9 protein-coding genes are annotated in these 18402 nt (G+C 74.7%); 2 read left to right on the forward strand and 7 right to left on the reverse strand.

The features are described from left to right. Positions 1-18 precede the first annotated feature (18 nt). Genes ACLJN9_RS22405 through ACLJN9_RS22415 form a run of 3 tightly spaced genes read right to left on the reverse strand, consistent with a single transcriptional unit; the run spans position 19 to position 11482 of the window. Positions 19-2640 (reverse strand): LuxR C-terminal-related transcriptional regulator, encoded by a 2622-nt coding sequence (locus ACLJN9_RS22405; protein ID WP_410813453.1) that lies wholly within the window; start codon positions 2638-2640, stop codon positions 19-21. A gap of 14 nt (positions 2641-2654) precedes the next feature. After that, positions 2655-3059: a hypothetical protein gene (locus ACLJN9_RS22410; protein WP_410813454.1), complete on the reverse strand. Its 405-nt coding sequence runs from the start codon at positions 3057-3059 to the stop codon at positions 2655-2657. Continuing rightward, positions 3056-11482 carry a toxin glutamine deamidase domain-containing protein gene (locus tag ACLJN9_RS22415; protein WP_410813455.1) on the reverse strand — a complete coding sequence of 2809 codons (8427 nt, stop codon included), beginning with the start codon at positions 11480-11482 and terminating at the stop codon, positions 3056-3058. The genes ACLJN9_RS22410 and ACLJN9_RS22415 overlap by 4 nt, the downstream gene beginning before the upstream one ends. Positions 11483-11597: 115 nt before the next feature. Here ACLJN9_RS22415 and ACLJN9_RS22420 point away from each other — a divergent pair, with 115 nt between their 5' ends. After that, on the forward strand, positions 11598-12605 hold the full coding sequence (locus tag ACLJN9_RS22420) for a hypothetical protein (protein WP_410813456.1): 1008 nt from the start codon (positions 11598-11600) through the stop codon (positions 12603-12605). A 99-nt stretch (positions 12606-12704) separates the two neighbouring features. Further along, a complete protein-coding gene (locus ACLJN9_RS22425; RefSeq protein WP_410813457.1) occupies positions 12705-13376 on the forward strand; it encodes a hypothetical protein in 672 nt (223 codons plus the stop codon). 973 nt (positions 13377-14349) lie between these two features. Here the strand turns inward: ACLJN9_RS22425 and ACLJN9_RS22430 are convergent. The 4 genes from ACLJN9_RS22430 to ACLJN9_RS22445 are packed head-to-tail and all read right to left on the reverse strand — an operon-like array spanning position 14350 to position 18399. After that, on the reverse strand, positions 14350-14667 hold the full coding sequence (locus ACLJN9_RS22430; RefSeq protein WP_410813458.1) for a WXG100 family type VII secretion target: 318 nt from the start codon (positions 14665-14667) through the stop codon (positions 14350-14352). After that, entirely contained in the window at positions 14667-15119 is a 453-nt protein-coding gene (locus ACLJN9_RS22435; protein ID WP_410813459.1) for a YbaB/EbfC family nucleoid-associated protein, read from the reverse strand. Before ACLJN9_RS22435 ends, ACLJN9_RS22430 begins: the two co-directional genes overlap by 1 nt. Then, positions 15119-15871, reverse strand: coding sequence for a hypothetical protein (locus ACLJN9_RS22440; protein ID WP_410813460.1), 753 nt, complete (start codon positions 15869-15871; stop codon positions 15119-15121). Before ACLJN9_RS22440 ends, ACLJN9_RS22435 begins: the two co-directional genes overlap by 1 nt. Continuing rightward, a complete protein-coding gene (locus ACLJN9_RS22445; protein ID WP_410813461.1) occupies positions 15868-18399 on the reverse strand; it encodes a hypothetical protein in 2532 nt (843 codons plus the stop codon). The genes ACLJN9_RS22440 and ACLJN9_RS22445 overlap by 4 nt, the downstream gene beginning before the upstream one ends. Positions 18400-18402: the final 3 nt, after the last annotated feature.

Below are 18402 nucleotides of genomic sequence, written 5' to 3' on the forward strand. Positions count from 1 at the left end.
ACCTCCATCGTCAGCCGGTCAGGACACCGCACCGAGAACGTCCGTCCCGACGGTCGCCGCGGCCAGCTCCACCCGGGAACGCAGGCCGGTGCGCGCGAACAGTCGGGTCAGGTGGTTCTCGATGGTCTTCTCGCTCAGCCGTAGCCGGGCGGCGATCTGCCGGTTGGTGCGGCCGCTCCGCAGCAGGTCGATGATCTGCAACTCCACCGCGCTGAAGGCGGGTCGGGCACCGCGCGCCTGCGGCGGCGGGATCCCCCGCTGGCGCAGGGCCCCGGCGACCGCCGACCGCGCCGCGGACGCGCCGAACGTCCGGGCCAGCGCGTGCGCCTCGAGCAGCCACGTCCCGGCGTCCTCGGCGGTGCGGCCGAGCGCCAGGGTGGCCTGCCACAGATCAAGGTGGTGACCGCGCGCCCGGACGTGACCGGCGCCCTGCGCGGCGGCCGTCGGGTCCCCGTCGGTGAGCGCCTGGAGCAGGCATGTCGCCTCGGTGGTGAGCCGTGGACCGTCGACCCCGTGCAGGACCCGCAGCCGGTCGACCGCCGCGGCGACGCCGAAGCGGGTGCCGAGGTCGGCGATCCGGACGAGCAGCTGTTCGACCCCGATCGGGCTGCCGTACGCCCGCTGGGCGTCGTAGGCGCTCCAGCCGGCGGCGATCCGCCCGGCCGCGTCGGTCGCGTCGCGCGGCTCGGAGCAGGGGCCGTTCGTGATCCACCAGCGCAGGGCGGCGTACGGCGGCTCGGCCGGCACCGACCGCACCGACTCCGCGGCGGCCTCGCTCCGCCCGCGCAGCGCCAGCGCCTCGGCCGCCCACAGCCGGGCCAGCCGCGGGACGAACTGGTCCGGCGCTCCGGCGAGATTCGCCTCCCGGGCGGCGGACAGCACACCGGTGAGGTCACCGCGACAGCGGTGCTCGTGCAGCCGGTGGTGCGCGGCGACCGCGCCGTCGACCGGCGGGCCGTACCGGGCGTCGCCAAGCACCAGGCGCAGCACCTCGACCACGTCGCCGAGGCCTGCGGCGCGGAGGAGCGGATCAGCCGCCGGGCCGCCGGTGAGCGCCTGACGGAGGGTGGCGACCTCGTGCGCCGCGAGCAGCGACGCGGTCGACTCGGCGGTCGGGGCCGCGGTGCGCGCCGGCCAGGCGTCCCCGAACGCCACCATCGCGTCCGGGCCGGCGAGCGCGGTGTGGACCCGTTGCGGCAGCGGGTCCCCGGTGTGCAGGGCGGCGAGCAGCGCGGCGGCGGCCAGGTCGGCGCGGTCCGCCGCCGGAACGCCGCGGGCCGCGATCCGGTCCACCTCGGTGGCGAGCCGGGCGAACTGGCCCGTACGGACCAGCAACCGCAGCAACCGTGCCTGGATGTCGCCGGCCGTGTCCCCGCCGCCGCTGTGGCGCAGCGCAGCGCTCAGCCAGTGCGCCGCGCGGCCCGGTTCCCGCTCGGCCGCCCGCACGGCGGTGGACAACAACGTGACGGCGGTACGCCGATCCGGCGGCACCGCGGCGCCGGCCGACGTGACGTGGTCGGCGAGCCGGAGCCGGTCCCCGGCCTCGCCCGCACCCGTACGGCGCAGCAGGGCGGCGGCACATGCCCGGTGCAGTCGGGCCACCGCCTGCGGTCCGGCGTCGCGGACGAGTCGGGCGGCGAGCGCGGGGCTCTGCGGCCGGATGCCGCCGTGCCGGTCGGCGACCAGCACCCCGGCGCACACCAACTCGTCCAGGATCGCGCCGTAGCCGTCCGGGTCACCGAGCGTCGCGGTCGCGAACAGCGGCAGGTCGGCCAGGCCGAACCGGGCCACCGACGCCATCGTGGCCAGGCGGACCGCGTCGACGCCGTACCCGTGCAGGCGGGCGGTCAGCGGGTGGCCGGGTGGCAACGGAATCGACTCGTACGGGTCCCGCAGGCACAGGTGCCCGCCGGCCACCGTGAGCCGGTCGTCCTGACGCAGCGCCTCGACGGTCGCCACGACGGTCGCCGGGTGCCCGGCCAGCGGGCCGAGCGCCTCCCCCAGCGCGGTGACGAGCGCGTCGTCGACAGGTGTGCCGTCCCGGTGGTCGAGCAGGTCCCGCACCGCCGGGGCGGGAAGCGGCGGCAGGTCGATGACCACCTCGGCCACCGCGTCGAGGCGACCGGCGGCCGGCGTATCCGGTTCGGTGGCGGCGACGACCAGGATGCCGGGCCGGGTGGCGGCGCCGAGCGCGAGCGCGCGACCGGGGGCGGCGTCGTCGGCGACCAGGACGGCCCGGCCGTGGCTGCCGATCTGGTGGAAGAGGGTCGCGGCCCCCCGGGCCAGCGCGGCGGTCCGGCCCGGTGACCGGTCGGCGGGCGACGCGCACAGCGTTCCGAGGGCAGCCACCGGCGCGGCAAGGGCGGGCGCGCCCAGCAGCTCGTAGTGCCGCCGGACGGTGTGCAGCAACGCCTCGAAGCCGCCCTCGGGGCTCTCTCCCGGCTCGGCCGGCGGCAACCAGAGCACCGCCGCGCCCTCGTCCCGCCAGGCGTCGGCGGCGGCCCGCAGCAGCGCCGTCCGCCCGCTGCCGGCGATGCCGCGGATCAGCGCGAACCGGCCGCTGCCGGTGGTGTCCCGCCCGGCGGCGGTCAGCACGTCGACTTCCGCCTGTCGACCCACGACCGGATGCCGTCTCCGCATGGCCCGTCCCCCTTTCAGCGGATGGGGGCGGGTGGGCGCGACACCACGGGGTCGGGCACCAGCGCTCGTGCTGTTCCGTCGCCCAGGGCCAGGAAGATGTCGCCGACGGCGGCCAGCGAGCGCAGGTAGCGTTCGTCGTCGTCGGTGCACAGCCAGAACACTGGCGAGGCGGGGTCGCCCGACGCGTCCGGGTGGCGTGTGTCGACGAGGACCGTCGGTGCCGCGCCGTCCGACCCGAACGCGGCAACCAGCCGCTGCCGGATCCGGGTGAGCGAGCCCTCCGCGTGCCCGACCCGGGCCGCCCGGCGGCGCTGCGGCGACAGCCCCGCGTACCCGGGGATCAGTTCGGCGAGCAGGTCCGCCGGATGCTCGGCCGACACGTCCTGCCGGCCGCCGGCCCAGATCATGCGGAGGGTCATGACTCTCCAACGAGGACGGTGTCCCCCGGGTTCATGCCCCCGGCGAGCAGAGCGAGGGCGGCCAGATCGGCGTGGTCGGGCAGGACCACGGCGATGATCTCCAGCAGTCGACGCGCCTCGTCCGGCACGTCGGCCGGCTCGTCGTCGTGCCACCAGTAGTGGTGGTTACCGACCCAGGCCGGCGCGGCGGTCACACCGGCACCGCGCAGCGCGTGCACCAGCCGGATCTGGGCCTGCAGGACGCCGAGGTTGAGGTTCGTCCGGGCCAGCGAGGCGCGCAACGCGTCGGTGGTCGTGACGGTGACCCCGACCATCCGGGTGAGCGCCGCCTGGTAGGCGGAGACCAGCCCGGCGAGCGCGCCGTGGTCGCCCGGCCGGAGCGCCGCCTCGACCGTGGCGGAGACGCTCCGTTCGCCGGACGCCCGCAGGTGTCGGGCTACGGCCCGCAGGTCCGCCCAGGTGTCGCGGGTGTCGGACAGGTGCAGGGTCACGCCGTCACCGTCCGGTGCGGCGGTCACCGCGCCCGGGTCGGCCAGCCGCGTCCAGAGCCCGGACAGGTCCACCGGTCCGGCGGTACCCAGGGTCAGCGTGAGGCCGGCGGCGTCGGCGCCGGGCAGGACCTCCGCCATCCGGTACGGAATCGGGTCGTCGCCGGTAGCCGCCCGGTGGTGCAGGGTGGCCCGTACGGCCGCGAGGTCGACCACCGCGCTGCCGGTCGGCGGCTCCGGGCGCGAGGCCCCCCGGCGGGGAACGCTGCCGCGTACGTCGTGACCGAGCGGCGCGTCCACCACCGCGCGGGCGGTGGAGGCGGATTCCGGGGTGGCACGGCCGGGCGCGACGGCGGCGTCCTGGCCGATGACGAGGGCACGGGCGGCGACCGCCGATTCGAGCCGGGCGTCGGTGAACCGTCCCGGGTGCTCGAAGACCCGTTCGCCGGGCGCCCGGCCGGGGTCGGCCCACAGCACCCGACCGTCGGCGAGGGTGTGCGCGAGGAACATGTGGTGGACCGTCTGGTTCGGTCGCTGCAGCAGCACGACGGCGGTCGTGCCGGGCCGGTCGCGCAGGTCGGCCTCGACCGTGTCCCAGTCGGTCACCGGCGTCCAGTCGCTCTGCCCGGTCAGCCAGGACCGGGCGGTGTCGGCCTCCTGGGTGCGGCGCGGCCGCAGGGCGTGCAGGTCCGACGTGGCAGCCGGATAGAGCCGGGTGACCATCCGCTCGGCCAACGCGAGACACTCGGCGAGGGACAACAGACCGGCGCGTACGGACGCCGCCTGCCCGGCGTCGGCCACCTCGTCGACCGTCTGGCGGAAGGTCGGCTCGTCCAGCCTGCTCGGCGGGGCGGCCTCCACCGGCGCGATCGGCGGCCGGCCGGGTGGCACGGCGCCGACCCGGCGGCCCAGTTCCATGCCCTGCACGGCGTCGACGACGGTCGCCTCGAACCGGGCCGGCGGCTGGTACGTGGTGTCCGGCCGCACGGTCGTCACCGCGAACAGCGCACCGTCCCGGTCGATCAACACCCGGTGGTCGGGGTTGCCGGGCGGGTAGATCACCAGGGTCACGTCGTAGCGCATGAGGTGGTATTCGGCCCGTCGTTCGCTGTTTCGCTCGCCGACGTTGCTGGTCTCGCCCTCACTGCCCCGGCCGCCGCCGAAACCGCCGAACCCGGAGCCGCCGGGACCGGTACGGACGTTGCCGGTCGTGCCGCTCAGCGCTGCCCCGGCGCCCACCGACGAGCTGGTGCTCTCCGACACCCCGTAGCTGGGCTTGGTGTCCCGCTGCCGGTAGGTGCGGCCCTTGTGGTTGTAGCTGCGGGGCGCCACGGTGCCGTCGGGGGCGAGGTCCACGTTGTACGACGCGCCACGGATGTCCAGACCGAGCCGGATGCCGGTGTCCCCGACCTGGTACCGGTGCTGGAGCAGCTCGTCGAACCGCCGGTTGAGCTGACGGTCCCCGGTGTGGTGGGCCACCACGCGCTCCAGCGCGCTGAGGTCTCCCTTGCGGGCGATCCGCGGTGGTTGGTGCTCGTCGAGGACGTCCGGCCAGGTCCGGAGCGGTTCGGTGACCAGCTTCGCCCAGGCGTGGGCGGAGTGCGCGATCTCCCGCATCGACTGCGCGGTGAACGTGGGGTCGGCCAGCACCGCCGCGTTGAGGTCGGGCGGTGCGGGGCGCGGACCCCGCTCGACCCGGACCGCGGGCAGCGCCGCCGGCCGGGACGGGCCGGCCGGCGCCCAGCTGCCGTTCACCGGCCCGGTGGCGGCGGGAGGGGTGTCCGGGATCGTCAGGTACGCCGGAACGAGCAGCCGCCAGTCGGCGGTGATGTCGGTGATCGTGGTGGTTCGTTCCCACCATTCGGCCCGGCCCACCACCGGCGCGTCCGCCGACCAGCGGCTCCACGAACCGGTGTCGCGCAGCACCAGCCCCTCGAGGGCGCGGTAGAGGTTGGTGCCGGTGGTGGTGAGGAACCGGAGGAGTTGCGGCAGTTCGGTGGTGAGGCCGATGTCCACCCGGAAGGTGACGGGGTGGGTGAACTCGTGCGACTGCCGCATGCCGAGCCGCGCGATGTCCTTGGTCTCGTCGGTCAGGCCGCTGACCGCGCCGGTTGTGCGTTGCCACTCGGCCCGGAGCTCACCGACCAGGTCGGCCCGGGGCGCGATGTCGCCACGGGCGCGGGCCTGACCGGTGACGTGCAGCGTGCCGGTGTGCCCGGTCTCGGTCGAGTGCGCCGTCACCGCCTCGCTGCGTTCGGTCAGGTTGACGTCCTCGCGGGGCAGGTCCGCGGTGGGCGGCTGGAGGTCGCCGGTCACCTGGACGAGCAGGAACCGGATCTTTCCGGCGGTGACGATCGGCTGCCAGACCCGGATGCCCGCGCCGGTCAGGGTGGCGAACTGTCCATCGAGGGCAGCGGGCCGCAACCGGGCGGTGAGCGCGCGGACGAGGAGGTTGGGCGGCAGGTCGGCCGGATCGGCTCTGCGCGGCAGCAGATCCCAGGCCGACAGCGCGTGGGTCACGGCGGGCAGCACGGTGCTGGCGGTGAGCCGCTCCGGGTGCGACCAGGCGCGGACCGGCTCCGGGTCGACCGGGCGACGGGCCGGCGGGCGGGCCGGCGTGACGGCGGTGGCGCCGGGCAGCTCGAGCGCCGCCGCGAGTCGGTCCGGCGCGATGAAGTCCTTACCGAGGTTGATGCGCAGGTAGCGGGTGGTCCGCCGGACCTCACCCTGCTCACCGTCCCACCGCTCGGCGCTGATCTTGAAGACGAGGTCGCTGCGGTAGTGCTGGGTCGATCCGCCGTAGGTGGCCCGGGTGATGTCGATGTACCCGGACTCGTCGGACCTCCCGTCCTCGCGGGACCGCCGGTACCCGACCGACGGCCCGAAGGAGAGCCGACCGCCACCGCCCTCGTCGGTGTCGCCGCCCGGCACCGCTCCGCCACCGCTGCCACCGATCTGCGGGCGGTCCGGTCCGGCCGGCCCGCCCCGGCCGGGCCGGGCGTCACCCCTCGCGGAGCCGCCGAGCGGGAGGGCAGGGCCGCCGGACATGCCGAAGTCGGCGCTGCGGCCGGTGTCGCGCGACCATGTGTGCCCGGCGCTGAACTGCTGGTAATGCTCGATCTCGACAGTGGAGGCAGGACGCGTGCGCGCAGGGTCGAACGCCCGCAGCTGCACCCGTACGGCCTGGTGGTGACCGCCCTCGTCGGGCAGTGCGATCAGCCAGCCGTAGCCGTCGGTCAACTCGGCGAGATGCCCGGCCACCTGGCTGGCGATGCCCAGTCCCCAGAGCGGACGCGGCCAGTTGAGCGGTTCCTCGAACCATCGACGGTCCAATCCGTTGAGCTGCGCGTACGCGTCGGCGGCCCGAGCGCTGACCTCGGGCAGCCCGGGCAGGAAGGGGAAGACGCCGGCGGCGGACTCCTTCTCGTACGGGATGCGGCCGGCCCGGCCCCACTCGCGGAAGGTCACGTTGGCCGCCCGGCCAGCCCGGTCCTGCTCGGCCGGCGTGACCGGAGAATCCAACTTGTGCTCGTCGGGCAGCACGGTACGCAGCGCGGTGACGTCCGGCTCGTTCGGGTCGTCGCCGATCAGGTAGGTGACCCGCGGTCCCGCCACGCGGCGTGGTTCCGCCGCGCGGCGCAGCACGACCTCGTAGATCACCCGGTAGCGGAGTTCGGTGACGCCGTTCGTCGTCTCGGTGCGCCGGTAGTGCTTCAACGCGCCGTCGTACGCGTCGGAGCGGGACCACTCCCACTCGCCCTGCACCTCCGCGCGCCCGAGCTGGAACTTCCAGTCGCTCAGCGGCAGCGGGATGAGCACGCCGCCGCCGGCCCCACCGCCGACCCCGCCGGAGGTGCCGACCGAACCCTCCACCGAGCTGCCCTGCAGCGCGCGCAGGTTGACGTCCATCGGATAGGTGGACTGCTCGCGCAGCTCCTCCACGTGCGCGGTGACGAGCACGTCGTACGGCACGCCGTCGATGGTGACCTGGAACGGATCACCCGGCTGGAAACGGCTGAAGTCCGCCTCCATGGCGTCCCGCCCGATATGGATCTCCAGATCTTCGATGACGTCGACGGGCAGCTCGTCGCGGTGCGACAGGGCGAGCAGCCCGTCGACGGCGGTGTCGAGCACGATCTCGGCAGCCGGCAGCGCCACCGGTGCGGTCGGGCCCAGGCCGCCCCGGACGACCAACGCCAGGGGCTCGCCGGGCACCGGCGTCGCCGGGTACCGGCCGCGCAGCTGCGGCGCCTCCACGGCCGGCATCAGCCGACGGGTCACCGGGTCGACGACCCGGCCGCCGGTGAGGACCTCGACGGCGCGCGGCCCGAGGCGCTCGCGGATCTCCGTGTCACCGACCAGTCGCCCGGTACGCCGGGCGGCCGGCGGCACGGCCACGATCGGGCCGTGCGCGGGAGCGCCGAGCAGCGCCTGCTCGTAGGCGGTGCGCTGGTCCTGCCAGATGGCGACCTCGCCGGGCATGGCGAGCAACACCACCGGTCGGACCTCGCCGGAACTCAACCGGGTCACCAGGATCGCCTCGAACTGCTGGCGGTACCGCGTCTGGGCGCCCTTGCGCTTGAGCACGGTGTGGTTGAGGACGCTCTCACCCAACTGGACGCCGGCGTCGCGGCCGGTGCTGCCGCTCACCCCGCCGCCGACCGTACCCTGCCACCGGGTGTCCTTGGGCAGCGTGCCCTCCGGGGTCGGTAGGGCACGGGCGAGGTGACTGATGCCGTACGACGCCACCTCGCCGGCGACCGCGACATGGTGGGCACCGTCGGCGCTGGTGCCCGCCTCCGCGATGACGCCGAGGTCGTCGCGGACCGCCACGTCGGGCGCCTCACCGAGGTGTTGCAGGCTCACCGGCCGGAGCATCAGGTGCAGCGACATGCTCTTACGGCCGTGGTGCAGGCCGGTGGCGCGGTCCGAGCCGTGCAGCAGGCGCCGGTTGCGGTTGAGCATGGTCCGTTCGTTGAGCAGCTGCGCCACACCCTGCTGGGCGAATTCGACGGCCTCGTCGGCGGAGAGGCTCTCCCGCAGCGCCCGGTGCCAGCCGGTGATCAGCTGTTCGGTGGCCAGAGCGTTGAACACCCGGTCGGCGTACGAGGTGCGGGTCGGGGGCGCGTCCACCGGAACGTCGGCGCGGGCCGCGCGCGGCTGCCCGTTCCCGGGTCGGGTGTACGGCGTCGGAAACTGGATGAGCAGCAGGTCGTCGGAGGCGGGCCGGACCGCCGTGGTGGCCCAGTGCCGTCCGTCGACGTACACCGTGAAGGCCAGGCCCGCCCGGAACGGTGTGGAGTCGCTGACGAACATCTGGCGGCCGGCGACCACCTTGCGTCCCTCGGAGCTGCCGTGCTCCCGGTGGCTGCCGAACGTGATGTCCGGCAGTTGGAAGATGAGCCGGGTGATGTGCCGGCTGAAGCTGGCGAGGGCGGTGTCCGGGCTGAAGACGCCGCCCGACGACCGCTCGCCGTCTCTGGTCCACTCCCGGGACGTGGATCCGAAGCTGACCTTGTAGACCCTGGCGTCGGCCTTCGGGGCGGGCGGGGCGGGACGGGCAGCCCGGGGCACCGGCAGGATCCACACCAGGCGGTCACCGGCGCTGAGGTGGATGCCGCTGGTGAGCCGCTCGTCCCAGTGTTCGAGGTACTGCTCGTAGGTGGCGTCGGCCTGGCCGGTGCCGCGTTCCGGCGCGGTCAACGCCCGGGTGATCTCCCGCTGCACCCCGGCCCGGATCGCCGCCTGGTCCGTGGCGGACACGCCGGGGATGACGGGCAGGCCGGCGACGAGGCTCCGCGCGATCTGGGTGGGAGAGCCGGCGCGGCTGGTGGCCGGTCGCCCGGCGTCCAGGACGGTGAACTGGCCGAGCGCGCCGTCCTGGAGATACCAGGGCACTGTGGTGTCCTCGGTCGCCGCGGCCGGTGGCGGCGGCGTGTCGGCTGGCCGGGTGTCGCCGGGCTGGCCGTCCGCGTCCAGGGCGAGGACGGTGACGTCGGGCGTCCCCAGCAGTTCCGACAGCACGCCGGGGACGGCACGCGCCAGCAACCCGGGGTAGGCGGGGTCGACGACCCGCAGGACCGGCGTGCCGCCCGTGTCGTCGGACCAGAGCCAGAACACGCGGTTGCGGTCGGGCACGTGCACCAGCGCCATCGCTCCGGGCGCGGTGCGCAGCGCGGCGAGCATGCGGGGTACGTCGTTGAGGGGGCGCGGGTGGCCGCCGAGGAGCTGTTGGAGTTGGGGCAGGGTGAGCGTGTCGGCGTCCGCCGACGTCTGGCTGTCCACGACGTTCGCCGCGCGGCCGTGCATGGCGACGAAGACGCCGTACGCGCGGGCGACGTCGTGCCCCAGCGACGCCGTCTGACGCTGCGCCTCGAACGTCCGCACCCAGTCCCGCAACCGGTCCGGGTCTCGGCCGGTGTGGCGACCGGGCAGGGTCAGGGCGGCTGCCACGGCATCCGAGCCGGTCCCGTGACGCGTTTCCGGCATGCCCAGCGCGCCCGGCGCGGCGGGCGATCGCGTCGCCAGTGCGATGGCGTCCAGATCGGGCCTGTCCGGTGTTGACCGCGTCCGGGGTCGGCCGTCCGCGTCGGGAACTGGCTGCTGCCGGGGACGGCCGTCCGCGTCGAGCAGCAGGGCGCGGACGCCGGGACCGGTCAGCGCCCGCTCCCACCGGGTGCTCGGCACCCCGGTGAACGCCTCGTCGGCGAGCAGGCCGGCGCGCTGCGTGTCGATCACCCGTACGGCCGGGGTCCCGAACCGGTCATCGGACCACAGCCAGAAGACGTGCCCGCGGGCCGGCCCGGCGTCCGGCGCGAGCACCAGGTCGTTGGCGGGCACGTGGATGAGCGCCAACGCGCCGGGGCTGCCGCGCAGCCCGTCGACGAGGGTGGGCCAGTCCGCCAACGGGGTCAACGATCCGTCCAGCAGTTTCTGGAGGTCCCGCACGGTCATCGACTCCGGAGCGGCGGCGGCCCGGTTGTCGACCACGTTCGCGCTGCGGCCGTGCAGGGCAACGAACGCCCCGTACGCCCGTACCACGCAGTCGGTCTCGCTCAGCGTCACCTCGTCGCCGGGCCGGTCCGGCTCCACCTCGGCCACCCACCGTCGCAGCCGCTCCGGGTCACGGCCGCCGGCACGGCCCAGGCCGGGCAGCGCTCGCCCGAGGATCTCGCCGGCCGACAGCCGGGGACGTCCCGGGCTGTCGGGGTCGCCTGTCGCTTCGGGTTCGGTGGGAGACCACCGCGCGGGCGTCAGCGCGCCGGAAACGGTCGAGGTGGCGACGAAGCGGACCCTCGACGGTACGGCCGGCACGGTCGCCGGAGCGTTCGTCTGACCGTCGAGGAAGAACACCCCGTGCTCGTCACGCACCACGTTGACGGCGTGCGCCACCGACCCGGCGACGCCGTTCACGACCATGACGCCGCGCGACCCCAACGGCGCGTCGCGCATCGCGTCGACCACGGCCGCGTAACCGCCGGCCTCCTGCACCGGCCGCCCCGCGTAGAAGCCCAGCACCCCCACCTCGGTGACGACCGACGCGGGAGCCTCGAACCGGTCCCGCCCGCCGGAGCGCATCAGCAGATCGGTGACGATCGCCGCGAACACGCAGTTCAGCAGCGACTGATCCGGGTTCACCCGGTCCAGGTACGAGTAGCGTTCCCGCATCTGGTCGCCGGTGAGCGGATCACCCACCGGCACCCAGCCGCTGCGGTCGACGGGCACGGCGCCCGCGACGTCGGCGGCGCTCGGTGCGGCGCTGTTCGACCGGTCCGGCGCGGGGGACGCAGTCGGAGTCGGCGTCGGTGCCGCGTCGGCACGGGGACGGACGGCCGGGCGTGGCGGCGCGTACCCGAACAGGAGGCCCGCCACGTCGCCGCCGCCGCTGTCTCGCGTGGGTGCTGCCGGGACCGCGCCGGTGACCTGGGGGTTCACGCTCAGGCCGGTACTGGCCGTGTGGGCGTGCTGCCGGGGACCCGTCGCGGGATCACCGGTCGAGACGACAGGCACCGGCCTCGCCGGCGAACCGTCCCCCACCGCAGTTGGCGGAGTGACAGTCGGCGTCGGCGGGGTCGGCGTCGGCGTCGGCGTCGTCGGCGTCGGCGTCGTCGTCGGCGTCGGCGTCGGCGTCGTCGTCGTCGTCGTCGGCGTCGGCGTCGGCGTCGTCGTCGTCGTCGGGGTCGGGGTCGGCGTCGCGGTTGGTGTCGCGGCCGCAGGTGGGGTCGTGGAAGGTGTCGGAGTCGGGGCCGCGCTGGGTGGCGTGGTCGCGGTGGAAGTCGCCGGCACGGGTGGAGTCGTGGTCGGGGTCGCCGTCGCTGGTGCGGTTCCTGTCGTCGGTGGGGTCGCGGTCGCGGTCGGAGGCGACGTTGTGGGCGCGGTCGGCGCCGGGACGGACGTCGCGCCCGGTGACGGTGCGGTCGCCGAAGACGGATTGGCCGCCGGGGTGGACGCTGGAGTCGTCGCCGACGTTGAAATCGTCGTCGGCGCCGAGCCGCCGATCGACGGGGAGGCGGCCGTCGAGGGCGGGGTTGGCGTGGTCGTCGGCGCTGACGACGGCGCAGTGGCCACCGTCGACTGGGGTGCAGCCGACGTCGGCGTCGTCGTCGAGGCGGGACTTGCCGTCGGTGCCGAGGAGGCTGTCGACGTGCCGGACGCGACTGTCGCCGGCGGCGCTGTCGACGGCGATGTCGGTGTCGTCGGCGGCGAGGTGGCCGCCGAGACCGGAGTCGCGGTGGCGGCGGACGAGGCCGGGGACGAGGTGGCAGTGGGTGCCGTCGAGGTCGCGACCGGACTGCCGGGGGCCGCCGTGGCAGACGGCGCCGCGGTGGTGCTCGCCGCACCCGCCGATCCACCCGCCGCGGTGGGCGCGCTCGATCCACCCGCCGCGGTGGGCGCGCTCCCGGGTGACGTCGAGGTGAGCATCGACGCTGGACCGGTCGACGCTGTCCCGCCGCCCGTCTGCGCCGCCGACGCCCCACCGACGGTCGCGACCGGCGCGCTGCCGGCGGTCGCGCCGGACGCCGGAACCGCCGCCGTGCCCCCGCCGACGGCCACCTGACCGGCCGAGGGTCCCGCCGAAACCCCGGGACTCGCGCCGGAGGATCCTCCCGCCACGGAGGCCGCCGACGGGGCGGAAGCCGAGGGCGCGGAACCGCCGGTGACACCAGCGGACGACGTCGACCCGGCCGAGCCCGAGACCGCCGAGCCCGAGACCGCCGAGCCCGAGACCGCCGAGCCCGAGACCGCCGAGCCCGAGACCGCCGAGCCCGAGACCGCCGAGCCCGAGGCCGCCGACGCCGAGGAAGCCGACGCCGGGGCCGACGCGGAGGAGGCCGCCGATGCCGGGGCTGGGGCAGACGCGGAGGTAAGCCCCGAGGCAGGGGCCGACGCCGCCGGGGTCGAAACTGGCGACGTCGACGCCGCCGGGGCCGACGCGGAAGACGCCGACGCAGGTCCGGTTGCTGCCGCAGCCGGGCTGGCCGTGGTCGATGTTGATCCACGTGAAGCGGCCGTCGGCGCGGCCGGCCCGGTGCCGGACATGCCCACCGGTGCCGGTACGGAGCCCGACGCTGCCGACGCATCCGCCGATGACGCGCCGTCCGAGGTGGACCGGGCGGCGTCCATCGCGGCAGCGGTGTCCGAGGTGGACCGGGCGGCGTCCGTCGCGGCAGCGGCGTCCGAGGTAGACCGGGCGGCGTCCGACGCGGCGGCGGTCTCACCAGATTTTTCCAGGCCACTTTCGCCCGATTTCTCCGGGGCGTCCGCGTCGGCCTTCCCCCCGGCCTGGTCGCCGGGCTTCGCGTCGGGATCGCCAAGCGCCTCGGCGTAGCTGGGGAGGCCGTCCACGCTCGACACCGTCACCCCGTCCACACCACCGCTACGACCACCCGTGGACGGCCCGCCCTCGGACGCGCCGCCGATCGTCGCCGCGGTCATCGAACCCCAGTTGAACGCCTGTCCGAAGATCGCGCCGGTGCTCGCGTCCGCGATGGCCCCGCCGACGCCCTGCGCGGTCGCGGAGATGGCGCCGTACGCGCCCTTGAACCGGATGTCGGTGATCTCGCGCATCCCGTCCCCGGTGATGCTCCGGGTGGTGCTGGTCCACGCGTTGGCCAGGTGCCGGGCCGCCTCGCCAGCGACGAGACGGCCCGCGCCGGCGGCGACGCCACCGATCACGCTTCCGACACCGGACACCAGCAACGACTGCGTGTCCAGACCGCCGATGCGCAGGCCACGGGCGATCTGGGCGAGCTGGGTGGCGAGGTCCACGCCGAAGCCGATGGCGACCTCGGCGGCCAGCTCCGTGATCAGGGTACGGAGGATCGCGTACAGGATGGCGCGCGCGGTGGCGATCACCACCGGAATGAAGAGGGCACCGAAGAGGCTGGCCAGCAGCCAGGCGATGGACGCCGCCAGCACGACCAGCTGCACGATGATCGTCACCTTGGTCTTCTGGATGTCCGCGGCGGCGTTCATCGAGGTCTTGGCGAGTTCCTCGGTCACGCTGGTCAGGGCGTCGAGGACGCCAGGGAGGTCGGAGCGGACCAGTTTCGTGTACGTGCTGGCGGCCGATCCGGTCATCGCGTCGCCGAGGGAACGGGCCAGCCCGGGCATGTCGTCCCGCAGCGCCCGCAGGACGTCGCCGTGGTCGCTCCACAGGCCGTGCATGCGCCGCAGCAGCGCCTCGTTGCCCTCCGGCCACTCCATGCCGACCACGACCTTCAGCAACCGCTGCAGGTCGGGGGGCAGGTCGACGACCCCGGCCCCGGAATCCTCCGCCATCTGGTCCTCCGTGCCTTCCGCTACTCGTTCCGCAGCTCCAACACGCCGCCGCCCTGCGCGTCGAGCTGCTGGAACGCGTCGGCGATCAGGCGCAGGTTGTCGGCGACCGCGCTGACGGTCTCGACAGTGGTGCCGATGTCGGCGAGCTGCTGTTCGGCGGGCCCGACGTACTTGCTCGCGAACGACTTGCCGGACGCGTCGTCGCCCCAGCACCCGTACACCGCACCGAGGTCCCGCTGCAGAGCCTTGAGCGCGTCGACGAGCCGGTCGCCGCCCGCCCCGAGCCGGTCGGTCATGCCGTGCACGCCCGGTACGTCCGCAGAGGTGATCTCGGACATCAGCTGTCCCCTCGCAGCCGCGTCTGGTCGGCCGCGGAGACCGCACCGGGCGGCAGGACGTCCAGTGAGGCGCTGAGGAAGCTGCTCACCATCCGCTCCAGGTCGACCTCGCCGCCGGCCAGCTCCTGGAACGAGATACCGGGCAGTACGTCGTCGGCGACGTCGGCGAGCTGGTTCAGGGACTCGACGCGAGCCGCAGCGATCGTCTCGGTGACGAGTGCGGCCAGCTCGGCCGGGGCCATCTGGCGGTACCGGGTGTTGTTGAACGTCAGCTTGAGGATTTCGCCGCGACCGTTCATGACGACCGACAGCAAGCGGTCCTTCGAGGTGGTCGTCGTGCCCCGGGCCATCCGCTCGTGCATCCGTCCGAGTCGCTCCCGCTCCTCGGCGAGCGTCTGCAGGGCGGCCTCGAAACCGGCGGTCGCGTCGCCGGGGTGTCGCTGGTCGGTCATCAGGGGCTCCTCTCAGGGCGTACGGGTGTCGCGGGCCGACCGCGTCCGGGGGTTCCCCACCCGTCCGACGGTTCGGCCCACGGGCCGGGGTCGACCGGCGCGGGGACGACCACGCGCCGCTCGCGCTGTTGGGTTCCGACGGCGCCCATGCCCATTCCCATCCCGTGCATCGGCATCATCGGCATCATGGGCGCACCCCCACCGGGAGAGGCGGCACCGGGCGGGCTGGGCGGTGCGTCCCGGTCCGGGTCCGGGTCACTGGCGAACAACTCGACGCCGCGGGGCGCCGACCCGGTCAGCTCCCGCCCGGTCGCGGTGACCGGAGGTGGCGGCGGCAGGTCCTGCCCGGCCCGCAGGAGCTGCGCCCCGGCGGACGACAGGACCACCTGGCCCTGCACGTCGTACGTGTTGGGTCGCGCCTGTGGGTCCGCGGCCTGGCGGTCGACCAGCTCGCCCAGCCGGTCGCGGGCGTCGGCCACCGAGTCACCGGCCCGGCGTAGCGCGCTCGCGAAGTCGGTCGCGGCGAGCTGGTCGAGCACCGCCGTGACGTGGGCGGGAGACGCCGGCCCGGCGGATGAGGGGACGATCATCCGCCAGGCGTCCTCGGCGTCGCGCACGGCACGACGGAACCGGTCAGCGAGTTCCGCGAAGGTCTGGCGACGATCCTCGAAGCGGTCGGCGGCGGCGTAGAGCACCGAGGGCGGGGTACGGCCCAGCCGGGCGACCGCCTCCTCCAGCAACACGACGGTCACGACGGCCGTCCGATCGCCTCGGCGGACGCTCCGTCACCGTTCTCCTGCCAGGCTTCGTCGTCGCCCTCCAACCAGATGCTGCGTTCCCGGTCGCGTGACGGCTGCTGCCCGTGGCCCTGGCCCATCGGCGGCATCATCGGCATGCCCTGCCCGGCGGACGGGTCGATGGCCGGGCCGCTCGGGCCGGCCTGCGCCGCCGGGACGGCCGGGCGCAGGTCGGTGAGCGGACTGCCGGCGGTACCCACACCACCGGCGCTTCCCGCGCCGCCCGCCGAGCCCCCGCCGCCGGCCGGGCCAAGCCCGCCGGACGAACCCGAGCCGCCGCCCCCACCGGAGCGTGCTCCGCCGAGGAAGTCGGCGAGGCTGGTCGGCCGGCCATCCCCGGTGTGTACGCCGTTCTCCTCGATCAGGTCGTCGAGGGCATCGCTCGCGCTGTCCCGGGCGTCCTCCAGCGCCTCGACCCGGGCTTTCTCCTCGGCGCTCTCGCCCGGCTGCGCCTGCGCGTCCTCGATCAGGTCGTCGATCGCCGCGTCGACCGCCTCCCGGGCCTCGCGGACGGCGTCGTCGTGCAGGGCGTCCTCCGGGTCCACGGTGCCCGTCGACCCGGCCATCTCCTCCAGGCTGTCGTCGAGCGCCTCCCGGGCGTCCTCCAGCGCCTCGCGGCGCTGTTCCTTGGACTCCGGATCCGCGTCACTGGCCTCGTTCTCCTCCAGCAGATCCTCGATGGCGTCCCCGGCCGCGTCCCGGGCGTCCTGCACGGCCTCCCCGGCGGTGCTGGCGTCGCCCTTGCCCAGCAGGTCCCCGATGGCCTTGTCCGCGGCCTGCCGGGCGTCGTCGAGCGCCTGCTGACGCTCGGCACCCGCGCCGGGACCCGACAGGTTGGCGATCGCGTCGTCGGCGGCCTTCTTCGCGCCGCTGAGGGCCTGCTGCCGGGCGGTGTCCGACGGCTGCCCGCCGCCGGTACCGGAGCCGGTGCCGCCGCCGGAACCGCTCGGCGGGCCTGCGGATTCGGTCGGTAGGCCGCCTCCCGAGGAGCCGCCACCCGGCATGCCACCGCCGGCCGACTGCAAGCCCTCGATCGCGTCGTTGGCCGCCTTCTGCGCGTCGTCCAGCGCCTTCTGACGTGCCTGCTCGGCCCCGTCGGCGCTGCTCTTGCCGCCCCCGGGACTGCCCGACCCGCCGCCCGGCATGCCACCCCCGGGACTACCGCCGGGACTGCCACCGCCACTGCCGGGGCTGCTGCCGCTGCCGAGACCTCCGCCGGGGCTGCCCCCGCCGCTGCCCTTGGCGCCACCCGAGCTGCCGGACCCGGGGCTGCCCCCGCTGCTGCCCTTGGCGCCACCCGAGCTGCCGGACCCTGGACTACCGCCGCTGCCCAGACCCGGCATGCCACCTCCCGCACCGGCGCCGGAGGTCTCCCCGCTCGGTGACCCACCGCTGCCGGACGTGCCCCCGGCGGGGTTCGAGAGGCTGTCGATGGCGTCGTTCGCCGCCTTCTGCGCGTCCTGCAGGGCGGCCTGGCGCTCGGCCGCACCGTCGTCGCCACCGGACCCGGAGCCGTCGCTGCTCAGGGCGCTGTCGCCGAGCCCTCCGCCGGAGGAGCCACCCGTCGACCCGTCCACGCTGTCGTCCGGCGCGGCGTCCTCCAGCTTGTCGATCGCGTCGTCCGCCCGGGCCTCGGCCTCCTCCCGCTCGGATGCGTCGTCGCCGGACGAGGGGTCCGAGTCGGAGCCGTCCGAGGACGAGTCGCCGGACGAGGAGTCGTCACCGGACGAGGACGAGTCGTCGCCGGACGAGGAGTCGTCGTCGCCGGACGACGAGGTGTCAGCACCGGACGGCGAGTCGTCGCCGTCCGGCGAGGACGACGAGGAGTCGTCTCCCGCCGCACTGGTGAACACGTTCGGCGGAGTGATCTCCAACGGGTCCAACGCCTCGCCCTTGATGACGTACTTGTCGCTCAGCGTCATCAACAGCTGTCGCATGTGCGGCATCATGATGTTCTGCTCGACCATCTGGTACGCCGCGTCGCGCGCCTTCTGGAGCATGTCCGCCGGTGGGGACAGCTCGACCGCGTTGTACGCGTTGTACACCGCCTGCTCGAACAGCTCCTCCTGCTGGTCGGTGAGCTGGTGGAACGTGTCCACCGCCTCCCAGAAGGCGGTGGCGAACACCTTGATGTCGTGCCCGACGTCGCCGACCAGCTGCCCGTACCCCTCCAGTCGGTCGTGTACGGCCCGGCTGTGGTTGAGCAGCTCCGTCGTCCGTTCCTGGAACGCGTCGCCCGCCTTGCCGACGAAGCCCGGGTCCAGTGCCGTCTTGATCCGGTCGAACTCGTCGTTGATCCGGGCGAGTTCGGCGGCGGCCTTGTCGAAGGCGGCCCCCGCGTCGTGCCAGGCGTTGCCGGTCTCCGCCGTGTTGTCCACGAGTTCACTGACGTAGGGATGGAGGTCCGTCCACACGTGCAGCGAGGCGAACGTCTGCCCACGGGGGGCGGGCGTCTGGAGTGAGCCGACCGAATCCTCGGGCATGGC

It is taken from the genome of Micromonospora sp. 067-2, from assembly GCF_046549295.1.
In the GTDB taxonomy this organism is placed as follows: domain Bacteria; phylum Actinomycetota; class Actinomycetes; order Mycobacteriales; family Micromonosporaceae; genus Micromonospora.

Coding starts and splice junctions, on each gene's coding strand:
- ACLJN9_RS22405 (WP_410813453.1), bottom strand. CDS start 2,640: ATGCGGAGACGGCATCCGGTCGTGGGTCGACAGGCGGAAGTCGACGTG.
- ACLJN9_RS22410 (WP_410813454.1), bottom strand. CDS start 3,059: ATGACCCTCCGCATGATCTGGGCCGGCGGCCGGCAGGACGTGTCGGCC.
- ACLJN9_RS22430 (WP_410813458.1), bottom strand. CDS start 14,667: ATGTCCGAGATCACCTCTGCGGACGTACCGGGCGTGCACGGCATGACC.
- ACLJN9_RS22435 (WP_410813459.1), bottom strand. CDS start 15,119: ATGACCGACCAGCGACACCCCGGCGACGCGACCGCCGGTTTCGAGGCC.
- ACLJN9_RS22445 (WP_410813461.1), bottom strand. CDS start 18,399: ATGCCCGAGGATTCGGTCGGCTCACTCCAGACGCCCGCCCCCCGTGGG.